Source organism: Ruegeria sp. AF1 (assembly GCF_056542125.1).
Window position 1 is genome coordinate 289536 of the sequence record NZ_JBQFZG010000002.1, and the last position, 22425, is coordinate 311960.

Annotated in this window: 27 protein-coding genes and 1 tRNA gene; 15 read left to right on the forward strand and 13 right to left on the reverse strand. The window is 59.0% G+C overall.

The annotated features are described in order from the left end of the window. Positions 1-73 precede the first annotated feature (73 nt). Both ACR0BK_RS05965 and ACR0BK_RS05970 read right to left on the reverse strand, forming a co-directional pair. Entirely contained in the window at positions 74-1048 is a 975-nt protein-coding gene (locus ACR0BK_RS05965) for an isopenicillin N synthase family dioxygenase (RefSeq protein ID WP_480554056.1), read from the reverse strand. Beyond that, positions 1048-2412, reverse strand: a complete 1365-nt coding sequence (locus tag ACR0BK_RS05970; RefSeq protein ID WP_480554057.1) for an FAD-dependent oxidoreductase — start codon at positions 2410-2412, stop codon at positions 1048-1050. Before ACR0BK_RS05970 ends, ACR0BK_RS05965 begins: the two co-directional genes overlap by 1 nt. Before the next feature lie 167 nt (positions 2413-2579). Between ACR0BK_RS05970 and proS the strand changes: the two genes are divergently transcribed. Beyond that, complete coding sequence (proS, locus tag ACR0BK_RS05975) at positions 2580-3920, forward strand: proline--tRNA ligase (RefSeq protein WP_480554143.1); 1341 nt, start codon at positions 2580-2582, stop codon at positions 3918-3920. A gap of 128 nt (positions 3921-4048) precedes the next feature. Here proS and ACR0BK_RS05980 read toward each other — a convergent pair whose 3' ends face one another. Next, on the reverse strand, positions 4049-4408 hold the full coding sequence (locus ACR0BK_RS05980; protein ID WP_480554058.1) for a hypothetical protein: 360 nt from the start codon (positions 4406-4408) through the stop codon (positions 4049-4051). Between the two features lie 355 nt (positions 4409-4763). On the opposite strand from ACR0BK_RS05980, the gene ACR0BK_RS05985 reads away from it, so the two are divergent. After that, complete coding sequence (locus ACR0BK_RS05985; protein WP_480554059.1) at positions 4764-6059, forward strand: lipoprotein-releasing ABC transporter permease subunit; 1296 nt, start codon at positions 4764-4766, stop codon at positions 6057-6059. Beyond that, positions 6052-6738, forward strand: a complete 687-nt coding sequence (locus ACR0BK_RS05990; protein ID WP_480516242.1) for an ABC transporter ATP-binding protein — start codon at positions 6052-6054, stop codon at positions 6736-6738. The genes ACR0BK_RS05985 and ACR0BK_RS05990 overlap by 8 nt, the downstream gene beginning before the upstream one ends. On the opposite strand, the gene ACR0BK_RS05995 is transcribed toward ACR0BK_RS05990, so the two are convergent. Continuing rightward, complete coding sequence (locus tag ACR0BK_RS05995; protein WP_267366019.1) at positions 6722-7159, reverse strand: DMT family transporter; 438 nt, start codon at positions 7157-7159, stop codon at positions 6722-6724. The two genes, ACR0BK_RS05990 and ACR0BK_RS05995, sit on opposite strands and share 17 nt — an antisense overlap. 97 nt (positions 7160-7256) lie before the next feature. On the opposite strand from ACR0BK_RS05995, the gene ACR0BK_RS06000 reads away from it, so the two are divergent. After that, on the forward strand, positions 7257-7670 hold the full coding sequence (locus tag ACR0BK_RS06000; RefSeq protein ID WP_480475867.1) for a c-type cytochrome: 414 nt from the start codon (positions 7257-7259) through the stop codon (positions 7668-7670). Here the strand turns inward: ACR0BK_RS06000 and ACR0BK_RS06005 are convergent. Then, entirely contained in the window at positions 7667-8353 is a 687-nt protein-coding gene (locus ACR0BK_RS06005; RefSeq protein WP_480554060.1) for a hypothetical protein, read from the reverse strand. The genes ACR0BK_RS06000 and ACR0BK_RS06005 overlap by 4 nt on opposite strands. Before the next feature lie 42 nt (positions 8354-8395). Then, a complete protein-coding gene (locus ACR0BK_RS06010; RefSeq protein WP_480554061.1) occupies positions 8396-9058 on the reverse strand; it encodes a DNA-3-methyladenine glycosylase I in 663 nt (220 codons plus the stop codon). A gap of 417 nt (positions 9059-9475) precedes the next feature. Between ACR0BK_RS06010 and ACR0BK_RS06015 the strand changes: the two genes are divergently transcribed. The 5 genes from ACR0BK_RS06015 to ACR0BK_RS06035 all read left to right on the forward strand — a co-directional run bounded on the left by ACR0BK_RS06015 (position 9476) and on the right by ACR0BK_RS06035 (position 14913). After that, entirely contained in the window at positions 9476-10426 is a 951-nt protein-coding gene (locus ACR0BK_RS06015) for an ABC transporter substrate-binding protein (protein WP_209504562.1), read from the forward strand. Positions 10427-10436: 10 nt separating this feature from the next. Next, entirely contained in the window at positions 10437-11486 is a 1050-nt protein-coding gene (locus ACR0BK_RS06020) for a quaternary amine ABC transporter ATP-binding protein (protein WP_480475875.1), read from the forward strand. Further along, positions 11483-13549 (forward strand): ABC transporter permease, encoded by a 2067-nt coding sequence (locus tag ACR0BK_RS06025; RefSeq protein WP_480554062.1) that lies wholly within the window; start codon positions 11483-11485, stop codon positions 13547-13549. The genes ACR0BK_RS06020 and ACR0BK_RS06025 overlap by 4 nt, the downstream gene beginning before the upstream one ends. A 106-nt stretch (positions 13550-13655) precedes the next feature. Then, positions 13656-14321, forward strand: a complete 666-nt coding sequence (locus tag ACR0BK_RS06030; RefSeq protein WP_480554063.1) for an NnrU family protein — start codon at positions 13656-13658, stop codon at positions 14319-14321. Between the two features lie 70 nt (positions 14322-14391). Beyond that, a complete protein-coding gene (locus ACR0BK_RS06035; protein WP_480493779.1) occupies positions 14392-14913 on the forward strand; it encodes a DUF2478 domain-containing protein in 522 nt (173 codons plus the stop codon). 231 nt (positions 14914-15144) lie between these two features. Here ACR0BK_RS06035 and ACR0BK_RS06040 read toward each other — a convergent pair. Continuing rightward, positions 15145-15228: transfer RNA gene (locus tag ACR0BK_RS06040), tRNA-Tyr, on the reverse strand. Positions 15229-15344: 116 nt separating this feature from the next. Here ACR0BK_RS06040 and rlmB point away from each other — a divergent pair. The 4 genes from rlmB to ACR0BK_RS06060 all read left to right on the forward strand — a co-directional run bounded on the left by rlmB (position 15345) and on the right by ACR0BK_RS06060 (position 17636). After that, positions 15345-16115 (forward strand): 23S rRNA (guanosine(2251)-2'-O)-methyltransferase RlmB, encoded by a 771-nt coding sequence (rlmB, locus tag ACR0BK_RS06045; protein WP_480516251.1) that lies wholly within the window; start codon positions 15345-15347, stop codon positions 16113-16115. Positions 16116-16130: 15 nt separating this feature from the next. Further along, positions 16131-16412: a hypothetical protein gene (locus tag ACR0BK_RS06050; protein WP_480554144.1), complete on the forward strand. Its 282-nt coding sequence runs from the start codon at positions 16131-16133 to the stop codon at positions 16410-16412. A gap of 104 nt (positions 16413-16516) precedes the next feature. Further along, entirely contained in the window at positions 16517-16969 is a 453-nt protein-coding gene (locus ACR0BK_RS06055; protein ID WP_480475885.1) for a YHS domain-containing (seleno)protein, read from the forward strand. A 196-nt stretch (positions 16970-17165) separates the two neighbouring features. Continuing rightward, on the forward strand, positions 17166-17636 hold the full coding sequence (locus ACR0BK_RS06060; protein ID WP_480554064.1) for a CoA-binding protein: 471 nt from the start codon (positions 17166-17168) through the stop codon (positions 17634-17636). On the opposite strand, the gene ACR0BK_RS06065 is transcribed toward ACR0BK_RS06060, so the two are convergent. From ACR0BK_RS06065 to hisF, 3 genes are all read right to left on the reverse strand, one after another. Beyond that, positions 17633-18205: a hypothetical protein gene (locus tag ACR0BK_RS06065; protein ID WP_480554065.1), complete on the reverse strand. Its 573-nt coding sequence runs from the start codon at positions 18203-18205 to the stop codon at positions 17633-17635. The genes ACR0BK_RS06060 and ACR0BK_RS06065 overlap by 4 nt on opposite strands. A gap of 69 nt (positions 18206-18274) precedes the next feature. Then, positions 18275-18592, reverse strand: coding sequence for a phosphoribosyl-ATP diphosphatase (locus ACR0BK_RS06070; RefSeq protein ID WP_480475891.1), 318 nt, complete (start codon positions 18590-18592; stop codon positions 18275-18277). Then, positions 18589-19350, reverse strand: a complete 762-nt coding sequence (hisF, locus tag ACR0BK_RS06075; protein WP_480476924.1) for an imidazole glycerol phosphate synthase subunit HisF — start codon at positions 19348-19350, stop codon at positions 18589-18591. The genes ACR0BK_RS06070 and hisF overlap by 4 nt, the downstream gene beginning before the upstream one ends. Positions 19351-19467: 117 nt before the next feature. Between hisF and ACR0BK_RS06080 the strand changes: the two genes are divergently transcribed. Beyond that, positions 19468-19914, forward strand: coding sequence for a DUF302 domain-containing protein (locus tag ACR0BK_RS06080; protein WP_480493785.1), 447 nt, complete (start codon positions 19468-19470; stop codon positions 19912-19914). 4 nt (positions 19915-19918) lie between these two features. Here the strand turns inward: ACR0BK_RS06080 and hisA are convergent, their stop codons facing one another. Then, the gene (hisA, locus tag ACR0BK_RS06085; RefSeq protein WP_480493786.1) at positions 19919-20638 is read right to left on the reverse strand and encodes a 1-(5-phosphoribosyl)-5-[(5-phosphoribosylamino)methylideneamino]imidazole-4-carboxamide isomerase; all 720 of its coding nucleotides are present in this window, start codon (positions 20636-20638) and stop codon (positions 19919-19921) included. Positions 20639-20772: 134 nt separating this feature from the next. Here hisA and ACR0BK_RS06090 point away from each other — a divergent pair, with 134 nt between their 5' ends. Further along, positions 20773-21174 (forward strand): DUF2147 domain-containing protein, encoded by a 402-nt coding sequence (locus tag ACR0BK_RS06090; RefSeq protein ID WP_209504550.1) that lies wholly within the window; start codon positions 20773-20775, stop codon positions 21172-21174. Positions 21175-21177: 3 nt separating this feature from the next. Here ACR0BK_RS06090 and hisH read toward each other — a convergent pair whose 3' ends face one another. Together hisH and hisB are read right to left on the reverse strand one after the other, a co-directional pair. Next, positions 21178-21816 (reverse strand): imidazole glycerol phosphate synthase subunit HisH, encoded by a 639-nt coding sequence (gene hisH / locus ACR0BK_RS06095; protein WP_480493787.1) that lies wholly within the window; start codon positions 21814-21816, stop codon positions 21178-21180. Then, positions 21817-22404 carry an imidazoleglycerol-phosphate dehydratase HisB gene (gene hisB, locus ACR0BK_RS06100; protein WP_480554066.1) on the reverse strand — a complete coding sequence of 196 codons (588 nt, stop codon included), beginning with the start codon at positions 22402-22404 and terminating at the stop codon, positions 21817-21819. It lies immediately after the preceding gene. Positions 22405-22425: the final 21 nt, after the last annotated feature.

Here is a 22425-nt window from a genome sequence, read left to right on the forward strand (position 1 = left end):
AGGCCCTTGCAGGTGTTCTTGGCGCATCAAAGCCCATGATGCAAGCGGTTCATGGCGCTTGGGTTTGCAGGGGTCAGCCGCGCAAGGTTCCCAATTCAGGTGTGTCTTCGGTGGCGGTCTCATCGGGCCAGTTCGTGCGCCAAATCTCGGCCGACCAGTGACCACAATGAACCGCCGGACGGTCAAAGCCGGGCAGGGGCGGCAGCAAAGGCGCGACGACGATGTCGTGACGGGGCACCGCGAAATAGGGAAAAGAATACCGTTCCCGCCCCGATCGGTTCACAACCCGATGCGGCGTGGATTTCAACCGCCCGCCCGACCACAGCTCCAGCATGTCACCGATATTCACCACGAAACCACCGGGCGGGCAGTCGGGCGTGATCCAGCCGCCGCTGCGGGTCTGCACCTCAAGCCCGCCCACCGGATCGGGGGCAATGATGGTCAAGGCGTCGGTATCCTTGTGCGGATGGATGCCATAGCCCGCCTCATCCTCGGCCTGAGGCGGGTAATGCAGCAGGGTCATGTTGGTCACCGGGGCCCGGAATGCACTGCGCAGCGCGTCGGATTTCAGATCCAGCCCTGCCTCTAACGCGCCCAGCAACAGATCGGTGACGCGATCCAATTGCCGCCAGTAACCCAGAATGACCTCTTTCGCACCGGGTACGTCGTCAGGCCAGATGTTTGGCCCGTATAACGCGCAAACCTCACGCAACGGGTCGTCAGCCGCAACCTCGTGATGCAGTTTGTAGCCTTCGTATTTGTCGGCCTTGCCCGATCCATCATTGGGTGTGAAAAACCCCATGGGAATATAGCCGCGATAGTTGGCGCGGGTGATGGCCTGATCCCATTTTCGTGCGTCATCGACGGCAAAGATCTGTCGGGTGATCTGACGCACCTGATCCACGGTTTGCTGGGATATGCCAGTCCCGGTGATCGACAAAAAGCCGATCCCCTGACAGGCCGCAAGGATGTGCCGGACCGTTGTGTCATAGGCTGCGGTTCCTGGTGCAGTCAAAGGCGCGATATCAATCGTTGGGATACTGTCCATCAATGAATCCTCACCCCCTGGCGTTGTAGTTCAACGCGAACCGGTGCCAGATTCAGCTGGTCCAGCTCCTGATTGCTTTTCAGTGAGACCGCAGCGGCAATGCCCGCGCCCTGACCCATGACGGCGCAGCAGGCCATATTTCGCGTTGCGGCATGCGCCACCCGGTCCGCGCCATGTGAGCGTCCTGCAACCAGCAGACCTTTGATGCCCTTGGGCAGCATCGACCGATAGGGGATTTGCATATACCGCCCCGTAGTTGGCAGGATCAGGATGCCATAGCCGTCGATGAACTCGGGATAGATGCCGATCGTATCCTCGAACCGGCCCTGATGGCGGGCATCGTTTTCGGTCATGTTGTAGACCGCGTCGATCTTGCGGGTGTCGCGGATGCCGATGGTCATACCGAAATTCCGCAAACGCGCGTTTTCGCAACCGGGCATGAACCGGCGCAGCGCCTCGATGGCCAGCATGGTCTGGCGGCGGCCTTCAATCTCGCCGCGCGTCAGGCTGTCGGGATCGGTGCCGTCAACCTCGGCCAGATGGATGAGGTTCATGTATGTCAGCTCGCCCGTGTCATGCATCGCGCCCCAGGTTCCGGCGATGGTATTCAGGTGCGGCGGGATCAGCCCCTCATCAATCGCTTGTTGGAATGGTTTGTGCAGGAAGGGTGAGAACATGTCGTCCTCTTTACCGCTGGTCTCAATGTTCCACTCGCCCCCGCCGCCCCAGTCCTTGTAGGTCTGCGGGTCAGCTTTTACACCTTCCATAAAGGCTCGCTTGTCGACGCCCGCCAGATGAAACATGACCGAAGCCGCCATCATGTCCTCGCGCGGAGTTTTGTGGGTCGGCGCACCCGCGCGATGGGCCACATCCGCGTCGCCGGTGGCATCGATGACGACCTTGGCCAAAATCGCTTCGCGCCCGGCCTTGGATTCTGTGATGACACCGGTGATCCGGTCGCCTTCCAGGATCGGGGACACGAATTGCCGATGCAACATCGGATGCACGCCCGCTTCTTCGACCAGCTTGTCGGCCACCAGTTTGAAGCCTTCGCTGTCCAGCTCATAGCTCAGGGACTGGCTTTCCGGAACGGCGGCTCCCATCTCCTTGGCGCGGGTTTCAAACTCCATCCCGATGCCGCCTGCCTCGACGGTTTGCTCGTGCCGGTACCAGGCAAATCCTTCGACGCCGACGGCAGTGATATTGCCGCCCATGCAGCCGAAACGATCAACCAAAGATACCTCGGCCCCCGCACGTGCCGCCGCAAGCGCTGCTGCCAACCCGGCAGGGCCGGAACCAACGACCAGAACATCGGTTTGATGAATGACGGGGATTTGGCGTGCGGGTTCCTGAATGGTCTGCATCGGCGCCTCATGGAATTTGCGTTTCCGCTACCATGGCAGTCCCGATTGGCGGGTCAATCAAAAAACCGACTGCCGCAAGGTCGGAAAACACCAATGCGCGATTGCCCCCGGCGGGGCTTTGGCATAATCACCTGTCCAGTCGAATTCTTACCTTTGAAGGTCCGTCCATGCGCCTGAGCCGTTACTTTCTGCCCGTTCTCAAGGAAACCCCGTCCGAGGCTCAGATCGTCAGCCACCGGCTGATGCTGCGTGCAGGGATGATCAAGCAGGCCTCTGCCGGGATATATTCCTGGTTGCCGCTGGGCTTCAAAGTGCTGCGCAAGCTGGAAAACATCGTCCACGAAGAACAGGCGCGGGCCGGTCACATCGCGATTCAGATGCCTATAATCCAGTCGGCGGATCTGTGGCGTGAATCCGGGCGCTATGATGACTACGGTCAAGAGATGCTGCGGATGAAGGACCGTCATGACCGCGACATGCTGTTCACGCCCACAGCCGAAGAACTGGTGACCGATATTTTCCGCGGCCACGTCAGCAGCTACAAGGACCTGCCGCTGACGCTCTACCAGATCCAGTGGAAGTTCCGCGATGAAATCCGCCCGCGTTTTGGCGTGATGCGGGGGCGCGAGTTCTATATGAAGGACGGATACAACTTCGACCTGACCAAGGAAGATGCGCTGCACGCCTATAACCGCCATCTGGTCAGCTATCTACGCACTTATGAACGGATGGGACTTCAGGCGATTCCGATGCGCGCCGATTCAGGCCCCATCGGTGGCGATGACACGCATGAGTTTCTGGTTCTGGCCGATACCGGTGAATCCGAGGTTTTCTATGACAGCGCCGTCACCGACCTGACCTTTGGCGATCGTGAAATCGATTATGACAACCGCGAACAGTGTCAAGCCATTCTGGAAGAGTTCACTTCGAAATACGCCCGCACTGATGAAACCCACGATGAAGCTCTGTTCAACCAGATCCCCGAAGAACGCCGCCGCGTGGCGCGCGGCATTGAGGTGGGCCAAATCTTCTACTTTGGCACCAAATACTCCGATCCCTTGGGCGCAACTGTCCAAGGCCCGGATGGCAAACCGGTTCCGGTTCACATGGGCAGCCATGGTATCGGTGTCAGCCGCCTTGTAGGAGCCATCATCGAGGCCAGCCATGACGATAAAGGCATCATCTGGCCCGAGGGCGTGACCCCGTTCCATTGCGGTATTGTCAACCTCAAGCAGGGCGATGACGAAGCCGATGCAGCTTGTGACAAGATCTACACGGCGCTGACGGCTTTGGGTCTGGAACCGCTCTATGACGACCGCAATGAACGTGCTGGCGGCAAATTCGCCACGATGGACCTGATCGGTTTGCCCTGGCGCATCACGGTTGGCCCGCGTGGTCTGAAGAATGGTGTGGTTGAACTGACCTGTCGCCGCACTGGCGAAAACGAGGAACTGAGCCCCGAGGCGGCCGTTACCAAAGTTGCTGAGATTTACCAGCGGATCGCATAAGCGACCATCAGTTGCTGCTGCGAGGTGGTGTTGAAACTCACCCTGAGATCTGGATGGGGTGCCGGAGGCTCAGACCTGGCGGCCCTTCCCAAGCTACCTGAATACCGACCGCGTCAGTCGGTCGGTTCTCAGTTTTGATCCGACGTCGGGCGCTCGGCCAGGACGTCTCCGTTGGCTCCGTCACCTGTCGCCACAACAATCGGACGGCCAAGGCGGCTGATCAGTTCGCGAAACTCGATATCCAGAAAGCGCAATCCGCAAATCCGCGCATCAGTTGCCCGATCCGTGATACACAACCGGCCTTGCCGGAAAACCAGACGATATCCTTTGTCTTTCAGGATGTCTGCCAAATTGCCCCAGCTTGCCGCGGTGACAAAGATCGGCCGGATGGCCGCGCGCAGCAAGGCTGCGGTTTCACAATCCAATTCTGTTGAAGCCTGACGGGTCGAAATTGCACCCGCAGTATTGGTTGAAATTTGTAAATTCATTGAGCGACCCCCGCTCTTTAAATGTGTTCCCCCATGGTCAGGGTGGCAAAGTTTCTGAAAATAATCAAAAAGAGTAATAAAATTTCGCACTTATTGTTGCCTTTACGATTCAGTGGCTCACGATGCGCGATGATTAACGTCATACCTGAAACAATCACCTTCTGTCTGTGATGCGCTTCACAACTCATGGTGTAGCGCCCGAATTGAAAGACACCTGTTTTGCACATGTATTTTGGTCATGTCCCGAAACGATTCGGCTCATTCAGGCTGAGGAACCGGTTCAGGGTGACAACCGGCTTGACCATTGGGCGAAATGCCGAAAGGGTCGCCGCAAACAAGAAAACCCGGAGCAGGCATGGCCAAGACACCCCCGCCCTTTGCCCCTTTTGAATGGAAAATCGCCTGGCGATATCTGCGCGCGCGCAGGGCCGAAGGCGGCGTCAGCGTGATGACATGGATCTCTCTGATCGGGATCACGCTTGCCGTGTTCGCGCTGATTGCAACGCTGGCCGTCCGTTCGGGTTTTCGGTCTGAATTCGTCGGCACCATTCTGGGCGCCAATGCGCATGTGACAGTCTATTCCTCGGGCGAATTTGACGCGCAGGGCCGGGTGGATCGGACAATTGCCGACTACAACGAACGCACTGACCGCATTGCGCTGGTGCCCGGTGTTGAACGTGCCGCGCCGCTGGTGAAGGGGCAGGTGCTGATCACCAACCGCGACAGCAGCAGCGGGGTCGAGGTGTTTGGCATCCGACCAGACGATCTGCTCGACTTGCCGGGTATCGCGCAGGCGGAACAGGCGGCGGGGGACCTGTCGGACTTCCAGACAGGTGAGGATGTCATCGCCATTGGATCGGGTGTGGCCCGCAGTATTGGGGTCACTGTCGGGGATGTGGTCAAACTGACCTCGCCCAACGGGGTCAAAACCGCCTTTGGCACGTCACCGCGCGTGAATGCCTATCGCGTTGTCTATGTGTTTTCGGCCGGTCGCTATGACATTGACCGCACCCGCGTCTACATGCCGTTTTCGCAGGCGCAGGGCTTTTTCAACCGTGAAGGTGTGGCGGATGAGATCGAAGTGATGGTGGACAAGCCCGAAGATCTTGGCCCGATCCTGATTCCCATTCTTGAGGCGTCGGGCGAGCGCAGTCAGATCTGGACATGGCAGGACGCATCCGGCGGCTTCCTGCGCGCGCTCGAGGTTGAGGATAATGTGATGTTCATCATCCTGTCGATCCTCGTTCTGATTGCTGCGATGAACATCGTTTCGGGCCTGATCATGCTGGTCAAGAACAAGGGGCGCGATATCGGTATCTTGCGCACGATCGGCCTGAGCGAAGGATCGGTTCTGCGTGTCTTTTTCATCTGCGGTGCGTTCACCGGCCTGATCGGCACTGCAATGGGGGTCATCCTGGGATGCCTCTTTGCAATCTACATTGATCCGATCTTCTCATTCGTGAACTACGTGATGGGCGGTGGCGTGTGGGATCCGTCGATCCGCGGCATCTACGCTCTGCCGGCCGAACTGCATCTGAGCGATGTGCTCAAGGCGACGTGCCTGTCGCTTGGCCTGTCTTTCATCGTCACCTATTTCCCCGCCCGCCGCGCGGCGCGGCTGAACCCGGTCGAGGCGCTGCGCTATGAATGAAGTCACCTTGCGTCTGAACGGTCTGACCAAGACCTACCTCAAAGGCACACCGGGCGAGGTGCAGGTTCTGCGTGGGGTCGACCTCGAACTGCGCGCAGGTGAAGCTGTGGCCATGGTTGCGCCGTCAGGGGCAGGCAAATCGACGCTTCTGCACATTGCCGGTCTGCTGGATCGGCCTGACGACGGAACCGTCGAAATCGGAGGGCAGAATGTGAACGGCAAGGGCGACCGAACCAGAACGGCGTTGCGTCGGCAGGATATCGGGTTCGTATACCAATTCCATCACCTGCTGCCCGAGTTTACGGCACTGGAAAACATCACATTGCCGCAACTGGCCAATGGCGCGTCCGAAAAAGCTGCTCAGGCACGGGCATTGGATTTGCTGGACCGTGTGGGCGTCGCCCCGCGCGCCAGTCACCGCCCTGCGGCGCTGTCGGGCGGGGAACAGCAACGCGTGGCCTTTTGCCGGGCGCTTGCCAACGCGCCGCGTGTTTTGCTGGCGGACGAACCGACAGGCAATCTGGACCCTGATACTTCGGATCAGGTGTTCGATGCCCTGATGACACTGGTGCGGGACGAGGGATTGTCGGCGTTGATCGCAACCCACAACCTCGAACTGGCGGCGCGCATGGACCGCATGGTCCGGCTTGAGGGCGGCGTGCTCAGGCCAGTTGAGTGATCGCAACACCGATGGCCATGACGGCGATACCACCCGCCCGCATCAGGGTGAGGGGTGCCACCTGCGCGCCGAACAGGCCGAAGTGATCGATTGCCGCCGCACTGATCAATTGCCCCAACAGAACAAAGAACACGGCGTTTCCAACGCCGAAATGTGGGGCGACATGGGTGATCGACAACACATAGAATGCAATCAGGATGCCAGCGAACAACAGGTGTTTCGGGGCCTGCGCAACCTTGGACAAGGCTGCAAAACCGGGAAACAACAGCATGGTCAGCACCGAGGCGGCCAGGGCAATTGCAAACAGCACCACAGCTGCCGTTGTCGGTGATCCGATGACCTTGCCAAGGGCCGCGTTAAGAGCGGCCAGTATCGGAATTCCAAATCCGGCGGCCAGCATGATGGCTGCGTATTGTGTCATTGCCCGAACCCTCTGCACCTATTTCGTTGATCTGGATCATTGCGTCCATATGCCTGTCGGGCAACCCTGCAAATGTCAATCGTGACAGGAGGATACGATGTTCAAGGCAACGATCGGTATGCTGGTTCTCGGGGTTTCGGCTGCTGCCGCACAAGCTGCTTGGGCGCAGGATGCCGCGACCGGAGAGGAACTCTATTTGCATTACTGCGCGACCTGTCACGGGATTGACGCAACCGGGCAGGGGCCGATGGCCAGCGTGCTGGTTGTTCAGCCGTCCGATCTGACCGCATTGTCCGGCGAAAGCGGGGTGTTCCCGACCGCCCGCGTTGTCGCCCGCATCGACGGTAGGGACCCGCTGGTCAGCCATGGCAGCCCGATGCCGGTCTATGGCCCTTATTTCGACGGGCAGGACACATCCATGAAAACACCGGAAGGTCAGCCGATCCTGACCAGCCAGCCGATCGTTGATCTGGTGGCATATCTGGAAACCGTGCAGCGCGCACGGAACTAACTGCAAATCCCTTCGATCCTGGCTTCGCTCCATGGGATCAGGACCGGGCGCTCGCGCCCTTGTTCCGGCAGGGGCGACAGATCAAAATGGGTGCCCAGCATGTCGTGCAGTCTTTTGGTACGCTTGGCCTGGGGGGCCAATGCGCGACAGCACACGTATTCCTCGACGATCGCGCCCTGCTGTTCGAACCCGTAGGTCAGAAAATCCGGAGAGGTTTCGAGGTCGAACAGATACGGATCCCTCCGGCCTCCATGTTCCGCCGCAGCGCGCAGGGGGTGGTAACCCGTGGTCCGGCGATTCTGCCATTGCCAGACATGCGTCAGCTCATGGGCCAAAAGCATCGCGGCCAGCAGGTTCATCTGATCCGGAAATTCCGACATATAGTCCTCCAGATACCAGTCGCGGGCAAAGTAGACTTTGTTGAACAGGGCCACGGCGGCAGGTTTGCCCGTCACCGGCCCGGGGTCCACCGGGGGCAGAATGCGCTCGCGGCAGGCCAGTCGCGGGCGTTCTTCGCGGAAATACGTCACGTTGGTAACCGGGGCACCTTCGACCAGACGGATGTGATCCAGTTCCAGGGTTTCCCCTTGAATGGTTTCCGCAAAATCGCGCTCCTGCTCAGTCAACTCACGACCGCAGGCGGCCAGCAACAAAAGTGAAGCAATGAATACACGCAGAACCATAAGTTGAATCTTATTCCGCTGCGGGTATTCCGCAAACCGTTTTCACAGACACATGGCCAGAACCCGGCTGATTTCCGTAAGTGATCGCCCGGACTGACCCATCCATGTATTAAAGGCGTTCTGAACCGCCTCCATCGCTTTCTTCGAGGTGGCAGGCTTGTCGATCACACCTTCAGCAATCAGCCGGGCGGTGACATCCTGAGACAGAATGAAACTGTCCCGCCCGGCAAACCGCATTGCGTACTGCGCCGAAGCGCCGCCCAGTCGGGCCCCGCGTTTTGCCAGCATTGCCAGAAGGTTGACGTAGTCATCAGATGGCCAGCCGCCTAACACTTTACCCGCGCCGCCTTCCTCACGCAGTTCAAGCAAGAATGCAGCGTTATCCCGTACAGCCGCGATCTTGGTTCCATTCCTTACGATGCGCGTATCCTGCAAAAGGGTGTCAAACTTCTCATCATCCATGAACGCGCATCGCCCCACGTCGAACCCGTTAAAGGCTGATTCGAACCCGTCCCATTTGTTTTCGATGACTTTCCAGTTGAAGCCAGCCTGAAAGATGCATTTCGTGATGACCGACAGCCAGCGATCCTCGGGCATCGCTGCCAGTTCCGCAGGGGTTTTCGGTTTGCTCAGTTTTGCGCCCAGTGCTTCTGGACCGCCGTGGCGCGCGGCTGCGATTTCAAAGATTTCGTCAAACGTTCGCATCTGTCTAACCTTGATGTTGCCCGACTATAAATGTTTATCTTTTGTTCTTGTTTGGCAATGAAAAATCTGACCGTGTCCAGATTTGAGGCAGCCCAACGAATAACCGGATTCGCAGAAAAATGCGGATTTTCGAAAGAAGTTCTCGACAAAAGGTGGCAAAATGTTTTCTGATTGACTCGTCAGTCAACGTCCCGTCTTAGCGAAATGGAACAAGGCAAGCCGGGTTGGATGCGTAAAGGGAGCCGGGAGGGGGGAACAATCTGGCAGAAAGATCTTTTCCACAATTTGGAAACGGATCACTGTTCTTTTCCAGCCAAATTTGTGCATGCTGCGGCATGGCATTGTCATCAGACAGAAAGACCGGCGGGAGAATCCTTGCCGGGATGGGCAAAACAAATATGACAGGGAGTTAAGTCCATGAAAAAACTAAGTGTAAGCCTAATGGCTCTGAGCGTTGCAGGCGCAGCGCAGGCGGCGGATATGGGTGCCGTGGATGAACCGATCAAATTGGCGATCAACGAATGGACCGGCCAGCATGTCACCACGCATGTGGCGGGAGAGATGCTCAAGGCTGCCGGGTACAACGTCGAATATGTGACCGCGGGCATGATGAACCAGTTCCAGGCGCTGGCCGATGGCGACATCGACGCGACACTGGAAATCTGGTCTTCCAACGTTTCCGATGAATACGCCAAGAAAATCGGTGAAGGCACTGTGGTTGAAATCGGTGATCTGGGTCTGGATGCCAAGGAAGGCATCGCATACCCGGCGCATGTGGCCGATCTGTGCCCGGGCCTGCCCGCATGGGAAGCGCTGAAAGATTGCGCTCAGGTCTTTGCGACGGCGGAAACTCTGCCCGGTGGTCGTCTGGTCGACTACCCGGCCGATTGGGGTACTCCGGGCGCCGATCGCATGACCGGTTTGGAATTGCCGTTCAAAGCCGTACCAGCAGGGTCCGAAGGGGCGCTGATCGCGGAATTGCGCGCCTCGACCGAACGCAAATCGCCGCTGCTGATCACTTTCTGGCAGCCGCATTGGGCGATGTCGGCCTATGACGTTCAGTTCGTCGAACTGCCCGCCGGTGAAGAAGCGTGCTTCAGTGATCCGGCCTGGGGCCCGAACCCGAACGCTGTCAATGACTGCGACTTCTCGCCCTCGCGCATCTTCAAGGCCGGCTGGAGCGGTATGGAAGAGAAATGGCCAGCAGCCTTTGAAATCCTGACCAATTATCAGCTGGCGGTTGAAGATCAGCAGCCGATGATGGGCGCGATCGACGTTGACGGCGGAAAGGTCGAAGAAGTTGTCGCCGCTTGGATGGCCGAAAACGAAGGCAAGTGGCGTCCGGTTGTTGACGCGGCAACCCAGTGAGCCCGCGTAAGTGACGGACACGACCATGCCAGCCATCGCCTGCCGGAATCTCTGGCAGGTGTTTGGCCCCGGCGCTGACAAAGCCCTGACCGACGCGCTGTCTCGGTCAGGGAATGACGCCGACAAGGCTGCCGCCGCCCTTCGGGAACAGGGGCTGATCCCCGCTGTTCAGGATGCCAATTTCGAGGTTCAGGAGGGCGAGCTTTTTGTCATCATGGGTCTGTCGGGCTCGGGCAAATCCACGCTGATCCGCTGCATCTCGCAGCTGCTGCCCGGTACGGGCGGCGAGATTCGGGTGGATGGCGAAAACGTCATCGGAGCCTCGAAGAAGGCCCTGACCGAGTTGCGCCGCAAAAAACTGGGCATGGTGTTCCAGCATTTCGGCCTGTTCCCGCATATGACCGTTTCTGAAAACGTGGCCTATCCGCTGCGCGTGCAGGGTGTGGGCAAGAAGGAACGGCTGGCGCGCGCGCAGGAGGTGATCTCCCTGGTCGGTCTGGAAGGGCGCGAAGACAGCTTTCCGCGCCAGCTTTCAGGTGGCCAGCGTCAGCGTGTGGGCATTGCCCGCAGCCTCGCTGTAAATCCCGATATCTGGTTTCTGGATGAACCGTTCTCGGCCCTCGACCCATTGATCCGCCGCCAGTTGCAGGATGAATTCCTGCGTATTCAGGCGACGCTGAAGAAATCCATCGTCTTCATCACCCATGACATTCAAGAGGCGCTGAAGCTGGCCGACCGCATCGCCATCATGCGCGACGGCAAGATTGTTCAGATCGGAACGCCCACTGATATCGTGTTGCGCCCGGTGGATGATTACGTGCGCGAATTCTCGAAGGATGTCGCCAAAGGTCAGCACGCCAAGGTCGCCTCGGTCATGCGGAGCGAGGCGGAATGTGGCCCCGATGATCCCGGCCTCACCACCTCGATGACGCTGGACGCAGCCCTTGCGCATTGCATGGAGCTGTATGAACCCGTGCCCGTGCGGGATGAGGCGGGCAATGTCGTTGGCACGGTGCATCCGTCCGATCTGGCCGCAGCTCTTCAGGTGGACGAGACATGACCGCCATAACCGACCTCCCGACACGGCGCAGTGCGCAGTTGACGGCAGGTGCGAAGGCCGCCCTGATAACTGTTATCGTCGGTGCAGTTTGCCTTGCGCTCGAGGGTATCGCCCCGTGGCTGGTCAAGTGGCCCGCCGCGTGGGAACTGCCTGCAACCCAATGGGTTGGCGCGTTTCTGGACTGGTTTCTGAACCTGATCAAACCGGCAATGCGGCTGTTTTCGGACCTGATGACCCACCCAATGAACTGGGCGAATTTCGTGCTGGGCAAAACGCCATGGCCCATTCTGATCGGGATCGTGACCGCGTTGGGCTGGTATCTGGGCGGCTTGTCCATGGCCGCACTTGGCTTTCTGGGCCTCAGCTTTGTTTTGGCCTCGGGCTATTGGGCCGAAAGCATGAATACGCTGGCGCTTGTCGCCGTGTCTGTCCCTGTGGCGCTGGTCATTGGGGGCGGCATCGGCATCCTCGCCAACGAAGTGCCAAAGGTGAAATCCTTTGTGCAGGCCGTGCTGGACATCATGCAGACGGTGCCAACCTTTGCCTATCTGACACCGCTGCTGCTGCTGTTTGGATTTGGTCCTGTTGTTGGTCTGATTGCTTCGGCCATCTATGCCGCACCGCCAATGGCGCGCAATGTCATGCTGGGATTGGAACGGGTAGAGCCCGAAATCAAAGAGGCGGCCATCATGTCTGGCGGCACTCGGTTCCAGCAGCTGTTCCAGGTCGAAATCCCTGCCGCCACCACTCAGATTATGGTCGGTGTGAACCAATGTCTGATGGCCGCATTGTCGATGGTTATCATCGCCGCCGTCATCGGTGGGTTCAACGATATCGGCTGGGAGGTTCTGCTGACCATGCGCAAGGCGCAGTTCGGCGAATCGCTGATGGCGGGTCTGGTTATCGTGGTCTTTGCCGTGGTGATCGACCGGATGAGCGGTACTTTGGCGACCGAGCGTAAACGCTATGACAGCCGCGTTGTCTGGGCGATGCTGGGTTTTGCTGTTGTCTTCACCGCCGCCTTCTGGGCGTGGTTGCCAAATCCTGCGGAATTGACCCTGCTGGACCCGATGGCCGAGGTCGTGGACAGCGGCCTGACCGCGTTCACGCAGGCCAACGGCCAGTGGCTGGACGCCCTCAAGAACAACTCATTGTTCTATGTACTGCTACCGCTTCGGATCGGGTTGGATCAGGCGGTGCTGCCCTTCACATGGGGTTTCCAGTGGACGTCGAGCATGAGCTATGGCCTGTTCGCGGCCGGTGCCGGAATTGCGCTTTTGATGGCGTGGCGCGGGCGGCTGACTGGCGGGCTGGTCGTTCTGATCTTGATCGGAATGCTGGAAACCGGCATCGCGAACCTGCCGTGGCCCTTTGTCCTGACCGGCGCTGCCGCGCTGGGCTGGGTCGCCGGGGGCTGGCGTCTGGCCGCGCTCTGCGTGGGGCTGCTCTGCACCATCCTCGTCTCGGGCCTGTGGGAAAGGGCGCTGCTGTCGCTCTATCTTAGTGGTGCAGCGGTGTTTACCTGCGCTTTGGCAGGGGGGCTGATCGGTCTTGCCAGCGCGGTATGGCAGCCTGTGTGGAACGTGGTTCGCCCGATCTGCGATATGTTGCAGACGATCCCCCTGTTCGTGTTCCTGATCCCGGTGCTGATGGTGTTCCAGATTGGTGAGTTCTCGGCCTTTCTGGCGATCTGTGCCTATGCGATTGTCCCGATGATCCGCTACACGCGGCACGGGCTGGTCAATACACCGGATGAGATGATGGAGGCCGCAATTTCAAGCGGTGCGACCGAGTGGCAGATCATGCGCGATGTGCGGGCGCCTTATGCGGCCCCGACCATCCTTCTGGGGCTGAACCAGACCATCCTTTACGCCTTCGCCATGCTGGTCATCGCGGCACTGATCGGGACCACTGGTCTGGGCCAGTCGATCTATCTGGCGCTGGGTCAGGCGGATGTAGGATTGGGCATATCTGCCGGGGCCGCGATGGCGATTCTGGCACTGATCGCAGACCGCATCGTGCAGGGCTTTGCCGAAGAACGCCGCGCGGCGCTTGGGCTGTAATACAGGGCAGGGACGGTGCGTCCGCCCCTGTGACCCAACTTGATTTCGGGCAAGGAAGTCGCTGTCCTCCCAGTCTAGACCGACCCCAACACGTTTGGAGAATATCATGACCGGTTGGGGCCTGTTTCTTGCAGCACTCATCGTTTTCCTGCTCAGCCATGCAATTCCTGTACGGCCCACCGTGCGGGGCTGGCTGATCGGCACGCTCGGCCGCCGGGGGTATTTCGCGGCCTATTCACTTCTGTCTTTGGCCGTGCTGGCCTGGCTGATTGTTGCCGCTGCAAACGCCCCCTATGTCGAGGTCATTCCGCCGTTCGCAGTCTTGCGCTGGTTGCCGATACTGATCATGCCCGTGGTGTGCTGGCTGGCTGTGACCGGGCTTGCGATCCAGAACCCGTTTTCATTCGGAGGGATGGGCAATAGGTCCTTTGACCCCGAACACCCCGGTATTCTGCGCACCACCCGCCACCCGATCCTTGCCGCGCTTCTGTTGTGGTCCTTGGCGCATCTTCTGACCAATGGAAGCCTGTCACATGTGATTCTGTTCGGCCTGTTTGCCGGATTTTCTGTTATGGGCATGGACCTGATCGACAGGCGTAAATCGCGTGAGATGGGCTTTGAATGGGTCCGGTTGTCCCGAAATACGTCGCGGTTCTCACTCCGCTCACCGCGACCCTGGCCACGCCCCTGGGTCTGGCTGACCGCACTGGCCGCTTATGCGGTTCTTCTTCACCTGCACGCACCTGTGATTGGTCTGTCGCCGCTTCCTTGACTGGGGGAGTGGTCGGGCAGCGCCTTGCGTGCTATTTGAAACGTCACAATCGAATTACAAGAGGTCCAAGATGCATCTGGCCTATGTCACCACCACCGACCGCGGCGCGACGGATCGCCTGCTCAGTGCTGTTGCTGAACGTCTGCTGGCGTCCGGCGCGAAACTGGCCGGTGTCGTGCAAACAAACACGGAATGCGCCGACAGCAGCAAATGCGATATGGACGTGCGCGTGCTGCCTAATGGCGAAACCATCCGTATCTCGCAATCACTGGGCACCCAGTCCCGTGGCTGCCGTCTGGACCCCGCAGCGCTGGAACAGGCGGTTGGGTATGTGACCGCCTCGCTTGCGAACGCGCCGGACCTGTTGATTATCAACAAATTCGGTAAACATGAGTCTGATGGGCGGGGGTTTCGCCCGGTGATCGGCGAAGCGCTGGCGCTGGAAATTCCGGTGCTGGTCGGCGTGAACGGGCTGAACGCCGAAAAGTTCAACGCCTTCGCCGAAGGCGCGGCCGAGGAGTTGCCTGCGGACTTGGACGAAATCGTGCGTTGGTTCAACCGCATAGCTCAGATGCGCCCGGCTGCGGAATAGGTGGGCAATCGACCGGCGTGTTGATCTGAACGTCATGACATGCGGTGGCGAAGACCACGCGGAACCCTTCGTCCACGATCCAGTCGCGTTAGCCCCGGGTTAAGATCTGTAAAACTGATCAGGTCTGTCGCATCTGAGAATGGTGGCAGACCAAAAGCAATAACGCAGCTGCCAGATTACAGAGCAGTGCGGACTACACGTCCTGACCATCTTCGAAATACATTGGAAAGATGGTGGGCGACCCTGGAATCGAACCAGGCGTGCGTCTCCGCGAGGGAGTTACAGTCCCCTGCCACACCTTGCGGCCTGTCGCCCACTGTCAGGCGTTGCACCTGACGTGGAGGCGTGATTACTAGCGCACCAAAGGAGCGTCAACAGGAAAATTTCCCTTTGGCGCAGGAAACCGAATTCCCGGCCCGGAGGCCCTTGAAATGAAGAAACCCAAATGGGTCGTCGAAAAGGAACAGGCGCGCAAAGCTGCCGCTGCAGAAACCGTCTGGCTGTTTGGCCTGCACGCGGTTCGCGATGCGCTGATGAACCCAAAACGGCAAAAACTACACCTGATGGTGACGCGGAATGCATGCGATAAACTGGCGGAAGCTATTGAATTTGCTGGGATCGAGGCCGAGATAGTCGACCCGCGCAAGTTTTCTGCCCCCATCGATGCCGGATCAGTACATCAGGGCGCAGCGCTAGAGGTCAAGCCGTTGGAATGGGGTAGTCTGGCCGATAACTGCATCGGTCGTGAAAACCCTCGTGTCATTCTGCTGGACCGGGTCACCGACCCGCACAATGTTGGGGCGATTCTGCGCTCGGCCGAAGTTCTGGGGGCCAGTGCTGTGATTGGCACACGCCACCATTCCGCGCCCGAGACCGGAGCACTGGCAAAAACCGCCAGCGGCGCGCTTGAACGGCAGCCCTATCTGCGGGTGCGCAACCTTTCGGACGCGATTGTCGAGCTTCAGGGCATGGGCTTTCTGGTTCTTGGGCTGGACGGAGAAGCCGACGTGACAATCGAAGGCGCTTTGGGCACTGGCCGGAACCGCCCAGTCGCGCTTGTGCTGGGTGCGGAAGGTCCAGGATTGCGGCAGAAGACAAAGGAAACCGTGGATCAGTTGGTTAAAATTGACGCAGCCGGGGGATTTGGTTCCCTGAACGTCTCAAATGCTGCGGCAATCGCCTTATATGCATCGCGACCCTGAATAAAGGAGAGCGTCATTCCCGGTCCTGCCAAAATCGCGACCTGCTGTTATTGCGGCACCCGGGCTGCCCTGATCCTGAAAGGCAAGGAACGGCACGAGCTTAGCTGTTCCAGCTGTGGGGCACCGCTGCACGACCTGAAGATGTTGCCCGTGCGGAAAGTACTCAAACCCGAACCGGTGCGCGCCGCTGTGTCTCATACTGCCCCTCGGAAAACAAAGCGCAAAAAGAGGAAAAAGAACATGCTTGCGCGCGTGTTCGACGAAGCATGGGACGTGATCGAAGACGTCTTTGACTAAGTTTCAATTGGCGGACACTCATTCACAACCGCGTCAACAGGGGTTTCGAAAAGCGCGAAAAGTTGCATCTTGATGGTCTTGAATGTGCAGATTCCAATGTGACGATGCTGAACCGACGTACTCTTCTTTGCTCGCTGAGCACTGTGCTGCTTGCCCCTGCCGTATTTGCGCAGGACAAACCCGTGTATTACGCCACTGATGGTGTGGCGTTGGCGGGGTATGATCCCGTGTCATATTTTGGCAGCGATGCGCCCTCAAAAGGGGTGCCCGAAAATGCGGTCATGTGGAAAGGTGCCCGGTGGCATTTCAAATCGCAGACAAATCGTGAGCTCTTCGAGGGCAATCCGCGCGCCTTTGCACCGCAGTTCGGCGGCTATTGCTCGTACGGGATGGCGATGGGCGTGCTGAAAAGCACAGATCCCAATGCGTGGCAGGTGGTCGATGGGCGTCTTTACCTGACGCATTCGCCCGAGGTCGAGGAAATCTGGCAGCAGGATCAAACAGGGTACATTGCGATGGCCGAAGAAAATTGGCCCGCAATTCTCTACGGAAGATAGGTAAAGTTCAGCTAATTGTGAAAAGTCATCACAAAAATGCGCTGCCCCTCTTTTTTTTAATAGATCCATGCTTAAATGTCACAGTGACCGCGGAACGGAACTGCCGCGGGTCATTTCACTGTCCCTCGTTCCAACAACTGGCGCCCAAGCTTTCTTGGGCGCTTTTTTCTTTTTGGAACGCTGTTAAGGATAGGGCATGCCAGATTATTCCGATCAGTACCTCAAGGCCATTTTGCAACGCACCAAGACGGTGGCCGTTGTCGGCGTTTCCATGAACCCGGTGCGACCCAGCTATTACGTGGCGCGCTATTTGTCGCTGAAAGGGTTCAAGGTGATTCCCGTCAATCCGGGCCACGCGGGCAAAGACCTGTTTGGTCAGACGGTTTGCGGCAGCCTGTCAGAAATTTCCGAGCCTGTGGACATGGTGGACATTTTCCGGCGGTCCGAGGCCGTGCCACCTATTGTGGACGAGGCGCTGGATGCGTTTCCGTCGCTCGGTACGATCTGGATGCAGATTGGCGTGGAACACCCCGAAGCGGCGGCAAAGGCCAAGGCCCGTGGGGTCGATGTGGTGATGAACCGCTGCCCCAAAATCGAATATCAGCGCCTGTTTGGCGAATTGCGCATGGGTGGATTTTCGACCGGGATCATTTCGTCCAAGCTTTAGGGTTTGGCGGGGACGTAAGGTTTCAAGCGGGCGACCTGTTCCTTCCGCCGCTTTTCCAGCACCACGTCGCGCGGGACCCAGTCATACCGGGTATCCTCGACCAGCGGAGACCAGAACAACACGCCGCCATAACGCCACGGGTCCAGTACGACACCGTCATACAGCGTCGCGCCTTTACGGCTGATGATTGCGGTGCTGTGGTCGATCCGCGTCGGGTTGTCCGCGTTTGCGATGGCACGGTGCAGATCCAGCGTCCGGAAGTTTTCCTGTTTCAGCCGCCGCTCGATATCCTCCGCCCAATGCCAGCACAGCCCACGCGGGCGCAGCCCCTTGTTGACCTTCATATTATGGATCAGGGGCGGGTCTGTGATCTGGTATTCCTCGACCAGCTGGGCGGTATAGGCGTAAGCGATTCTCGCCGCGCGTCGGGCCTCCTCTGGGTCGATATCCGGGCCAAGGCCCTGAATCTCCGAGGCGAGCCGCTGCACCTCGTCCCCGGTCGAGCGCGGCGGCGCGGCGCAGCCAGCGACGACGGCAAGGGTTGCCACAAGCATCAAAATTCGGATCATATCGCGTCTTCGCCCTGACAGTCTGGCATCCGAGTATAACGGTCCAGGTGCCAGTGCGGAACCCGGGCCTTACCCTTTGGGGCGGGCAGCCTTTTCGGCGATCCCACTGGTGCCCTGACGGCGGTCCAGCTCGGCCAGAACATCATCCAGCGCCACGTCCCGCGCGGCCAGCATGACCAGAAGGTGATACAACACGTCCGCCGCTTCCGAGGTCAGCTTAACCTGATCCCCTTTTACGGCTTCGATGATGGCCTCTATGGCCTCTTCACCAAATTTCTCGGCGCATTTCTCAGGGCCTTTCGCAAGTAGCTTGGCCGTCCAGCTGCTGTCGGGATCAGCCCCCTTGCGTGCCTCGATCGTGGCGGCCAGATCGTGCAAGATGCTCATGTCAACCTCATGGGGATGCCAGCTGCGACCATATGTTCCTTGGCCTCGCGGATGGTGTATTCGCCGAAATGGAAAATCGATGCCGCCAATACGGCGCTTGCGCCGCCCTTGGTGACGCCCTCGACCAGATGGTCCAGAGTGCCAACACCGCCCGAGGCGATCACGGGCACATCTACCGCGTCGGAAATGGCGCGGGTCAGCGGCAGGTTGAACCCGGATTTGGTGCCGTCGCGGTCCATTGAGGTCAGCAGGATTTCACCGGCCCCCTTGGCGACCACGGCTCTTGCAAAGGCAACCGCATCAATGCCGGTGGGTTTGCGCCCGCCATGGGTAAAGATTTCCCACTTGCCGGGGCTGACGGTCTTGGCGTCGATGGCGCAGACAATGCATTGACTGCCGAACTGATCTGCCGCTTCGGCAATCACGTCCGGGTTGGCAACCGCGGCCGAGTTGAAGCTGACCTTGTCCGCCCCCGCCAGCAGCAAGGCGCGCACATCGTCTTTTGTTCGCACCCCACCGCCCACGGTCAGCGGCACGAAACACTGTTCCGCCGTGCGCTGTACCACATCGAACATGGTGCCGCGATTCTCATGGGTCGCGTGAATGTCGAGAAAGCAGATCTCGTCCGCTCCGGCTGCATCATAGGCTTTGGCCGATTCCACCGGGTCGCCCGCATCGCGCAGGCCCACGAAATTCACGCCTTTGACCACACGGCCATCAGCAACATCAAGGCAGGGAATGATCCGGGTTTTCAGCATAGGATATCCTTTACGGGCGCACCTCTAGCGGCAAAGCCTTGCCGATGCCAGACTTGTGATTGTGAGCGGTCTCAAATCTGTGAGAATTGGGGTGAATTTCACAGAAGGAATATCGATATGCGTAGACTGATTCTGGCTTATGTTTTTTCGTTCGGAGGCGCGCTGACCGCTATGGCAGATGATCTGATCAAGGTTCAAACCGACAAATCCGTGGCCGAGGCGCTGGACGCGCTTGAAGCTGCCGTCGGAAATGCAGGCGCAACCGTGTTTGCCCGCATCGACCACGCGGCCGGGGCGGAAAAGATCGGCACGCCCATTCCCGCCAATCAGGTACTGATTTTCGGCAACCCTGCGCTGGGTACGCCAGCCATGCAGATCGACCCGCGTGCCGGGCTGTTTCTGCCTCTCAAGGTGCAGGCTTACGAAGACGCCAATGGCCAGGTGTGGCTGATCTATGAAGACCCGAAAGAGACATTGGACGACCTGAACGATGTCGACAAATCACCGGTCATCGAAAAGATGCGCGGTGCGCTGGCCAAGCTGACCGCCGCAGCCGCGCAATAACCGATCACGACAGGGCGCGGATGGCCTCGGCCAGGTCAATCGCGCCATCATAAAGCGCCCGACCCGAAATCGCGCCGTTCAGCGCAACGCCACAATCGCGCAGGGCGATCAGGTCGTCCAGCGAACTGACACCGCCTGAGGCGATCACCGGGATGGAAACGGCCTGTGCCAGGGCAGCGGTCGCTTCGATGTTCGGGCCCTGCATGGCACCGTCGCGATTGATATCGGTGTAGATGATTGCCGCAACGCCTGCGTCTTCGAAACTACGGGCCAGATCGGTGACCTGAACGTCGGTCTCTTCGGCCCAGCCCTTGGTGGCCACCATGCCGTTGCGTGCGTCGATTCCGACGGCGACCTTGCCGGGAAAGGCTTTGGCTGCTTCGCGCACAAGGTCGGGGTTTTCGACAGCGACAGTGCCCAAAATGACCCGCGCCAGCCCTTTCTCGATCCAGGTTTCGATCGTGGCCATGTCACGGATGCCGCCGCCCAGTTGCGCAGGCACCTTGCACGCTTTCAGAATTGCCTCAACCGGCGCTGCGTTGACCGGCTCGCCTGCGAATGCGCCGTTCAGGTCGACCAGATGCAGCCATTCGCACCCTGCCTCGACAAAAGCACGGGCCTGAGCGGCCGGGTCTTCGTTGAACACGGTGGCCTTGTCCATTTCACCACGCAGCAGGCGTACGGCATTGCCGTCTTTGAGGTCGATGGCGGGGTAGAGGATCATGTCGGGCGGCCCTATATCACTGTTACACGCGCGGGATATCGCACAAGCAGGGCAGGGGATGCAACGCGACGCTGGGTCATTCTTGCCCGTCGCCCACCGGCGGGTCAGACTGCCTTCAAAACAGGGAGAAAATCATGAAAACTTTTACTCTTTCAGCGGGCCTGATGCTGCTTGCTACGGCTGCTTTTGCGGACGATCCGGTTGACGGCCTGTGGAAAACCGCGCCGGGCGATACAGGTGGCTATCTGCATGTGACGATTTCCGAATGCGGCAGTGCGATCTGCGGCACCATCGACAGCGCTTTCGACGCGGATGGCAACCAGCAGCTGGAATATGAGAACCTTGGCAAAAAGATCATCTGGGACATGGTTCCCGAAGGGGGCGGCAGCTATGACAGTGGTAAAATCTGGGCCCCCGACCGGGACAAAACCTACAACTCGAAGATGTCACTGGACGGCCAGAACAAGCTGACCGTCAAGGGATGCGTGGCGGGCGGCCTGATCTGTCGCGGGCAAACCTGGACGCGGGTTCAGTAAGCCTCAGGGCTTCCAGGTCAGGAAGTTGCCCAGCATGCGCAGGCCAACATCCTGGCTTTTCTCGGGGTGAAACTGCATCCCAACCATCGTGTCGCGGCCAATCACGGCCGTGACGTCCTGCCCATATTCCACATAAGCCAACCGCTGCGCCGGGTTGCTTACACGGAAGTGGTAGGAATGGACGAAATAGGTGTGATCGCCTGATTTCACCCCGGCAAAGATCGGGTGATCGCTTTCCAGAACCAGATCGTTCCAGCCCATATGCGGCACTTTCAGCGCGGCATCTGACGGTTCGATCCGAACAACATCACCTGCCACCCAGCCCAGACCATCGGTCTCTGTGTATTCATGGCCTTTGGTTGCCATCAGCTGCATACCAACACAGATACCCAGAAACGGACGGCCCTTCTGTTCGACCGCTTCGACCATCGCGTCATAAATACCCTTATGGCCGCGCAGCTCGGCGGCACAGGCCGGGAAAGCGCCATCTCCGGGCAGAACCAGTCGGTCCGCACGCGCAACCACATCCGCGTCAGAGGTGACGACAACGTCACCAGCGCCGACCTCTTGCGCCATGCGCTGAAACGCCTTTTCCGCTGAATGCAGATTGCCGCTTTCATAGTCGATGATGGCTGTCAGCATTTACAGCGCGCCCTTGGTCGACGGAATCGCATCCGCCTTGCGCGGATCGGTCTCAACCGCATCACGCAACGCGCGCGCGACAGCCTTGAACGCAGCCTCGGCGATGTGGTGGCTGTTGAAGCCGTGCAACTGGTCAATATGCAGGGTAATGCCGCCATGGGTGCTGAGCGCCTGAAAAAACTCGCGCACCAGTTCCGTGTCGAACGTACCGATCTTTTGCGTCGGCAGATCGACAGTCCACATCAGGAACGGACGGCCCGACAGGTCCAGCGCACAGCGCACCTGAGCGTCATCCATCGGTAGATGGCATTCGCCATAGCGCCGGATGCCCTTCTTGTCGCCCAGGGCCTGTGTCAAAGCCTGACCCAGGGCGATGCCGGTATCCTCGACCGTGTGGTGATCGTCGATGTGATAGTCACCCTTGGCGCGGATTGTCATATCAATCAACGAGTGGCGCGCCAGCTGGTCCAGCATATGGTCAAAGAACCCGACGCCGGTCTGATTGTCATAGGTGCCGGTGCCATCCAGATTGACCTCGACCGAAATTTCGGTTTCGGCGGTCTTGCGGCTGATCGAAGCGGTGCGCATGGGCGAATTCCTTTTGCTACA

What these genes read in the sequence shown, in the direction of transcription:
- hisA (WP_480493786.1), bottom strand. Translation starts at nt 20,638, where the DNA reads ATGATCCTCTACCCCGCCATCGACCTCAAAGACGGCAATGCCGTACGC.
- hisB (WP_480554066.1), bottom strand. Translation starts at nt 22,404, where the DNA reads ATGCGCACCGCTTCGATCAGCCGCAAGACCGCCGAAACCGAAATTTCG.
- ACR0BK_RS06005 (WP_480554060.1), bottom strand. Translation starts at nt 8,353, where the DNA reads ATGGTTCTGCGTGTATTCATTGCTTCACTTTTGTTGCTGGCCGCCTGC.
- hisH (WP_480493787.1), bottom strand. Translation starts at nt 21,816, where the DNA reads ATGCTGACAGCCATCATCGACTATGAAAGCGGCAATCTGCATTCAGCG.
- ACR0BK_RS06060 (WP_480554064.1), top strand. Translation starts at nt 17,166, where the DNA reads ATGCCAGATTATTCCGATCAGTACCTCAAGGCCATTTTGCAACGCACC.
- ACR0BK_RS05970 (WP_480554057.1), bottom strand. Translation starts at nt 2,412, where the DNA reads ATGCAGACCATTCAGGAACCCGCACGCCAAATCCCCGTCATTCATCAA.
- rlmB (WP_480516251.1), top strand. Translation starts at nt 15,345, where the DNA reads ATGAAGAAACCCAAATGGGTCGTCGAAAAGGAACAGGCGCGCAAAGCT.
- ACR0BK_RS06090 (WP_209504550.1), top strand. Translation starts at nt 20,773, where the DNA reads ATGAAAACTTTTACTCTTTCAGCGGGCCTGATGCTGCTTGCTACGGCT.
- ACR0BK_RS06025 (WP_480554062.1), top strand. Translation starts at nt 11,483, where the DNA reads ATGACCGCCATAACCGACCTCCCGACACGGCGCAGTGCGCAGTTGACG.
- ACR0BK_RS05965 (WP_480554056.1), bottom strand. Translation starts at nt 1,048, where the DNA reads ATGGACAGTATCCCAACGATTGATATCGCGCCTTTGACTGCACCAGGA.
- ACR0BK_RS06080 (WP_480493785.1), top strand. Translation starts at nt 19,468, where the DNA reads ATGCGTAGACTGATTCTGGCTTATGTTTTTTCGTTCGGAGGCGCGCTG.
- ACR0BK_RS06065 (WP_480554065.1), bottom strand. Translation starts at nt 18,205, where the DNA reads ATGATCCGAATTTTGATGCTTGTGGCAACCCTTGCCGTCGTCGCTGGC.
- ACR0BK_RS06000 (WP_480475867.1), top strand. Translation starts at nt 7,257, where the DNA reads ATGTTCAAGGCAACGATCGGTATGCTGGTTCTCGGGGTTTCGGCTGCT.
- ACR0BK_RS06035 (WP_480493779.1), top strand. Translation starts at nt 14,392, where the DNA reads ATGCATCTGGCCTATGTCACCACCACCGACCGCGGCGCGACGGATCGC.
- ACR0BK_RS05990 (WP_480516242.1), top strand. Translation starts at nt 6,052, where the DNA reads ATGAATGAAGTCACCTTGCGTCTGAACGGTCTGACCAAGACCTACCTC.
- ACR0BK_RS06010 (WP_480554061.1), bottom strand. Translation starts at nt 9,058, where the DNA reads ATGCGAACGTTTGACGAAATCTTTGAAATCGCAGCCGCGCGCCACGGC.
- proS (WP_480554143.1), top strand. Translation starts at nt 2,580, where the DNA reads ATGCGCCTGAGCCGTTACTTTCTGCCCGTTCTCAAGGAAACCCCGTCC.
- ACR0BK_RS06055 (WP_480475885.1), top strand. Translation starts at nt 16,517, where the DNA reads ATGCTGAACCGACGTACTCTTCTTTGCTCGCTGAGCACTGTGCTGCTT.
- ACR0BK_RS05980 (WP_480554058.1), bottom strand. Translation starts at nt 4,408, where the DNA reads ATGAATTTACAAATTTCAACCAATACTGCGGGTGCAATTTCGACCCGT.
- ACR0BK_RS05985 (WP_480554059.1), top strand. Translation starts at nt 4,764, where the DNA reads ATGGCCAAGACACCCCCGCCCTTTGCCCCTTTTGAATGGAAAATCGCC.
- ACR0BK_RS06030 (WP_480554063.1), top strand. Translation starts at nt 13,656, where the DNA reads ATGACCGGTTGGGGCCTGTTTCTTGCAGCACTCATCGTTTTCCTGCTC.
- hisF (WP_480476924.1), bottom strand. Translation starts at nt 19,350, where the DNA reads ATGCTGAAAACCCGGATCATTCCCTGCCTTGATGTTGCTGATGGCCGT.
- ACR0BK_RS05995 (WP_267366019.1), bottom strand. Translation starts at nt 7,159, where the DNA reads ATGACACAATACGCAGCCATCATGCTGGCCGCCGGATTTGGAATTCCG.
- ACR0BK_RS06015 (WP_209504562.1), top strand. Translation starts at nt 9,476, where the DNA reads ATGAAAAAACTAAGTGTAAGCCTAATGGCTCTGAGCGTTGCAGGCGCA.
- ACR0BK_RS06070 (WP_480475891.1), bottom strand. Translation starts at nt 18,592, where the DNA reads ATGAGCATCTTGCACGATCTGGCCGCCACGATCGAGGCACGCAAGGGG.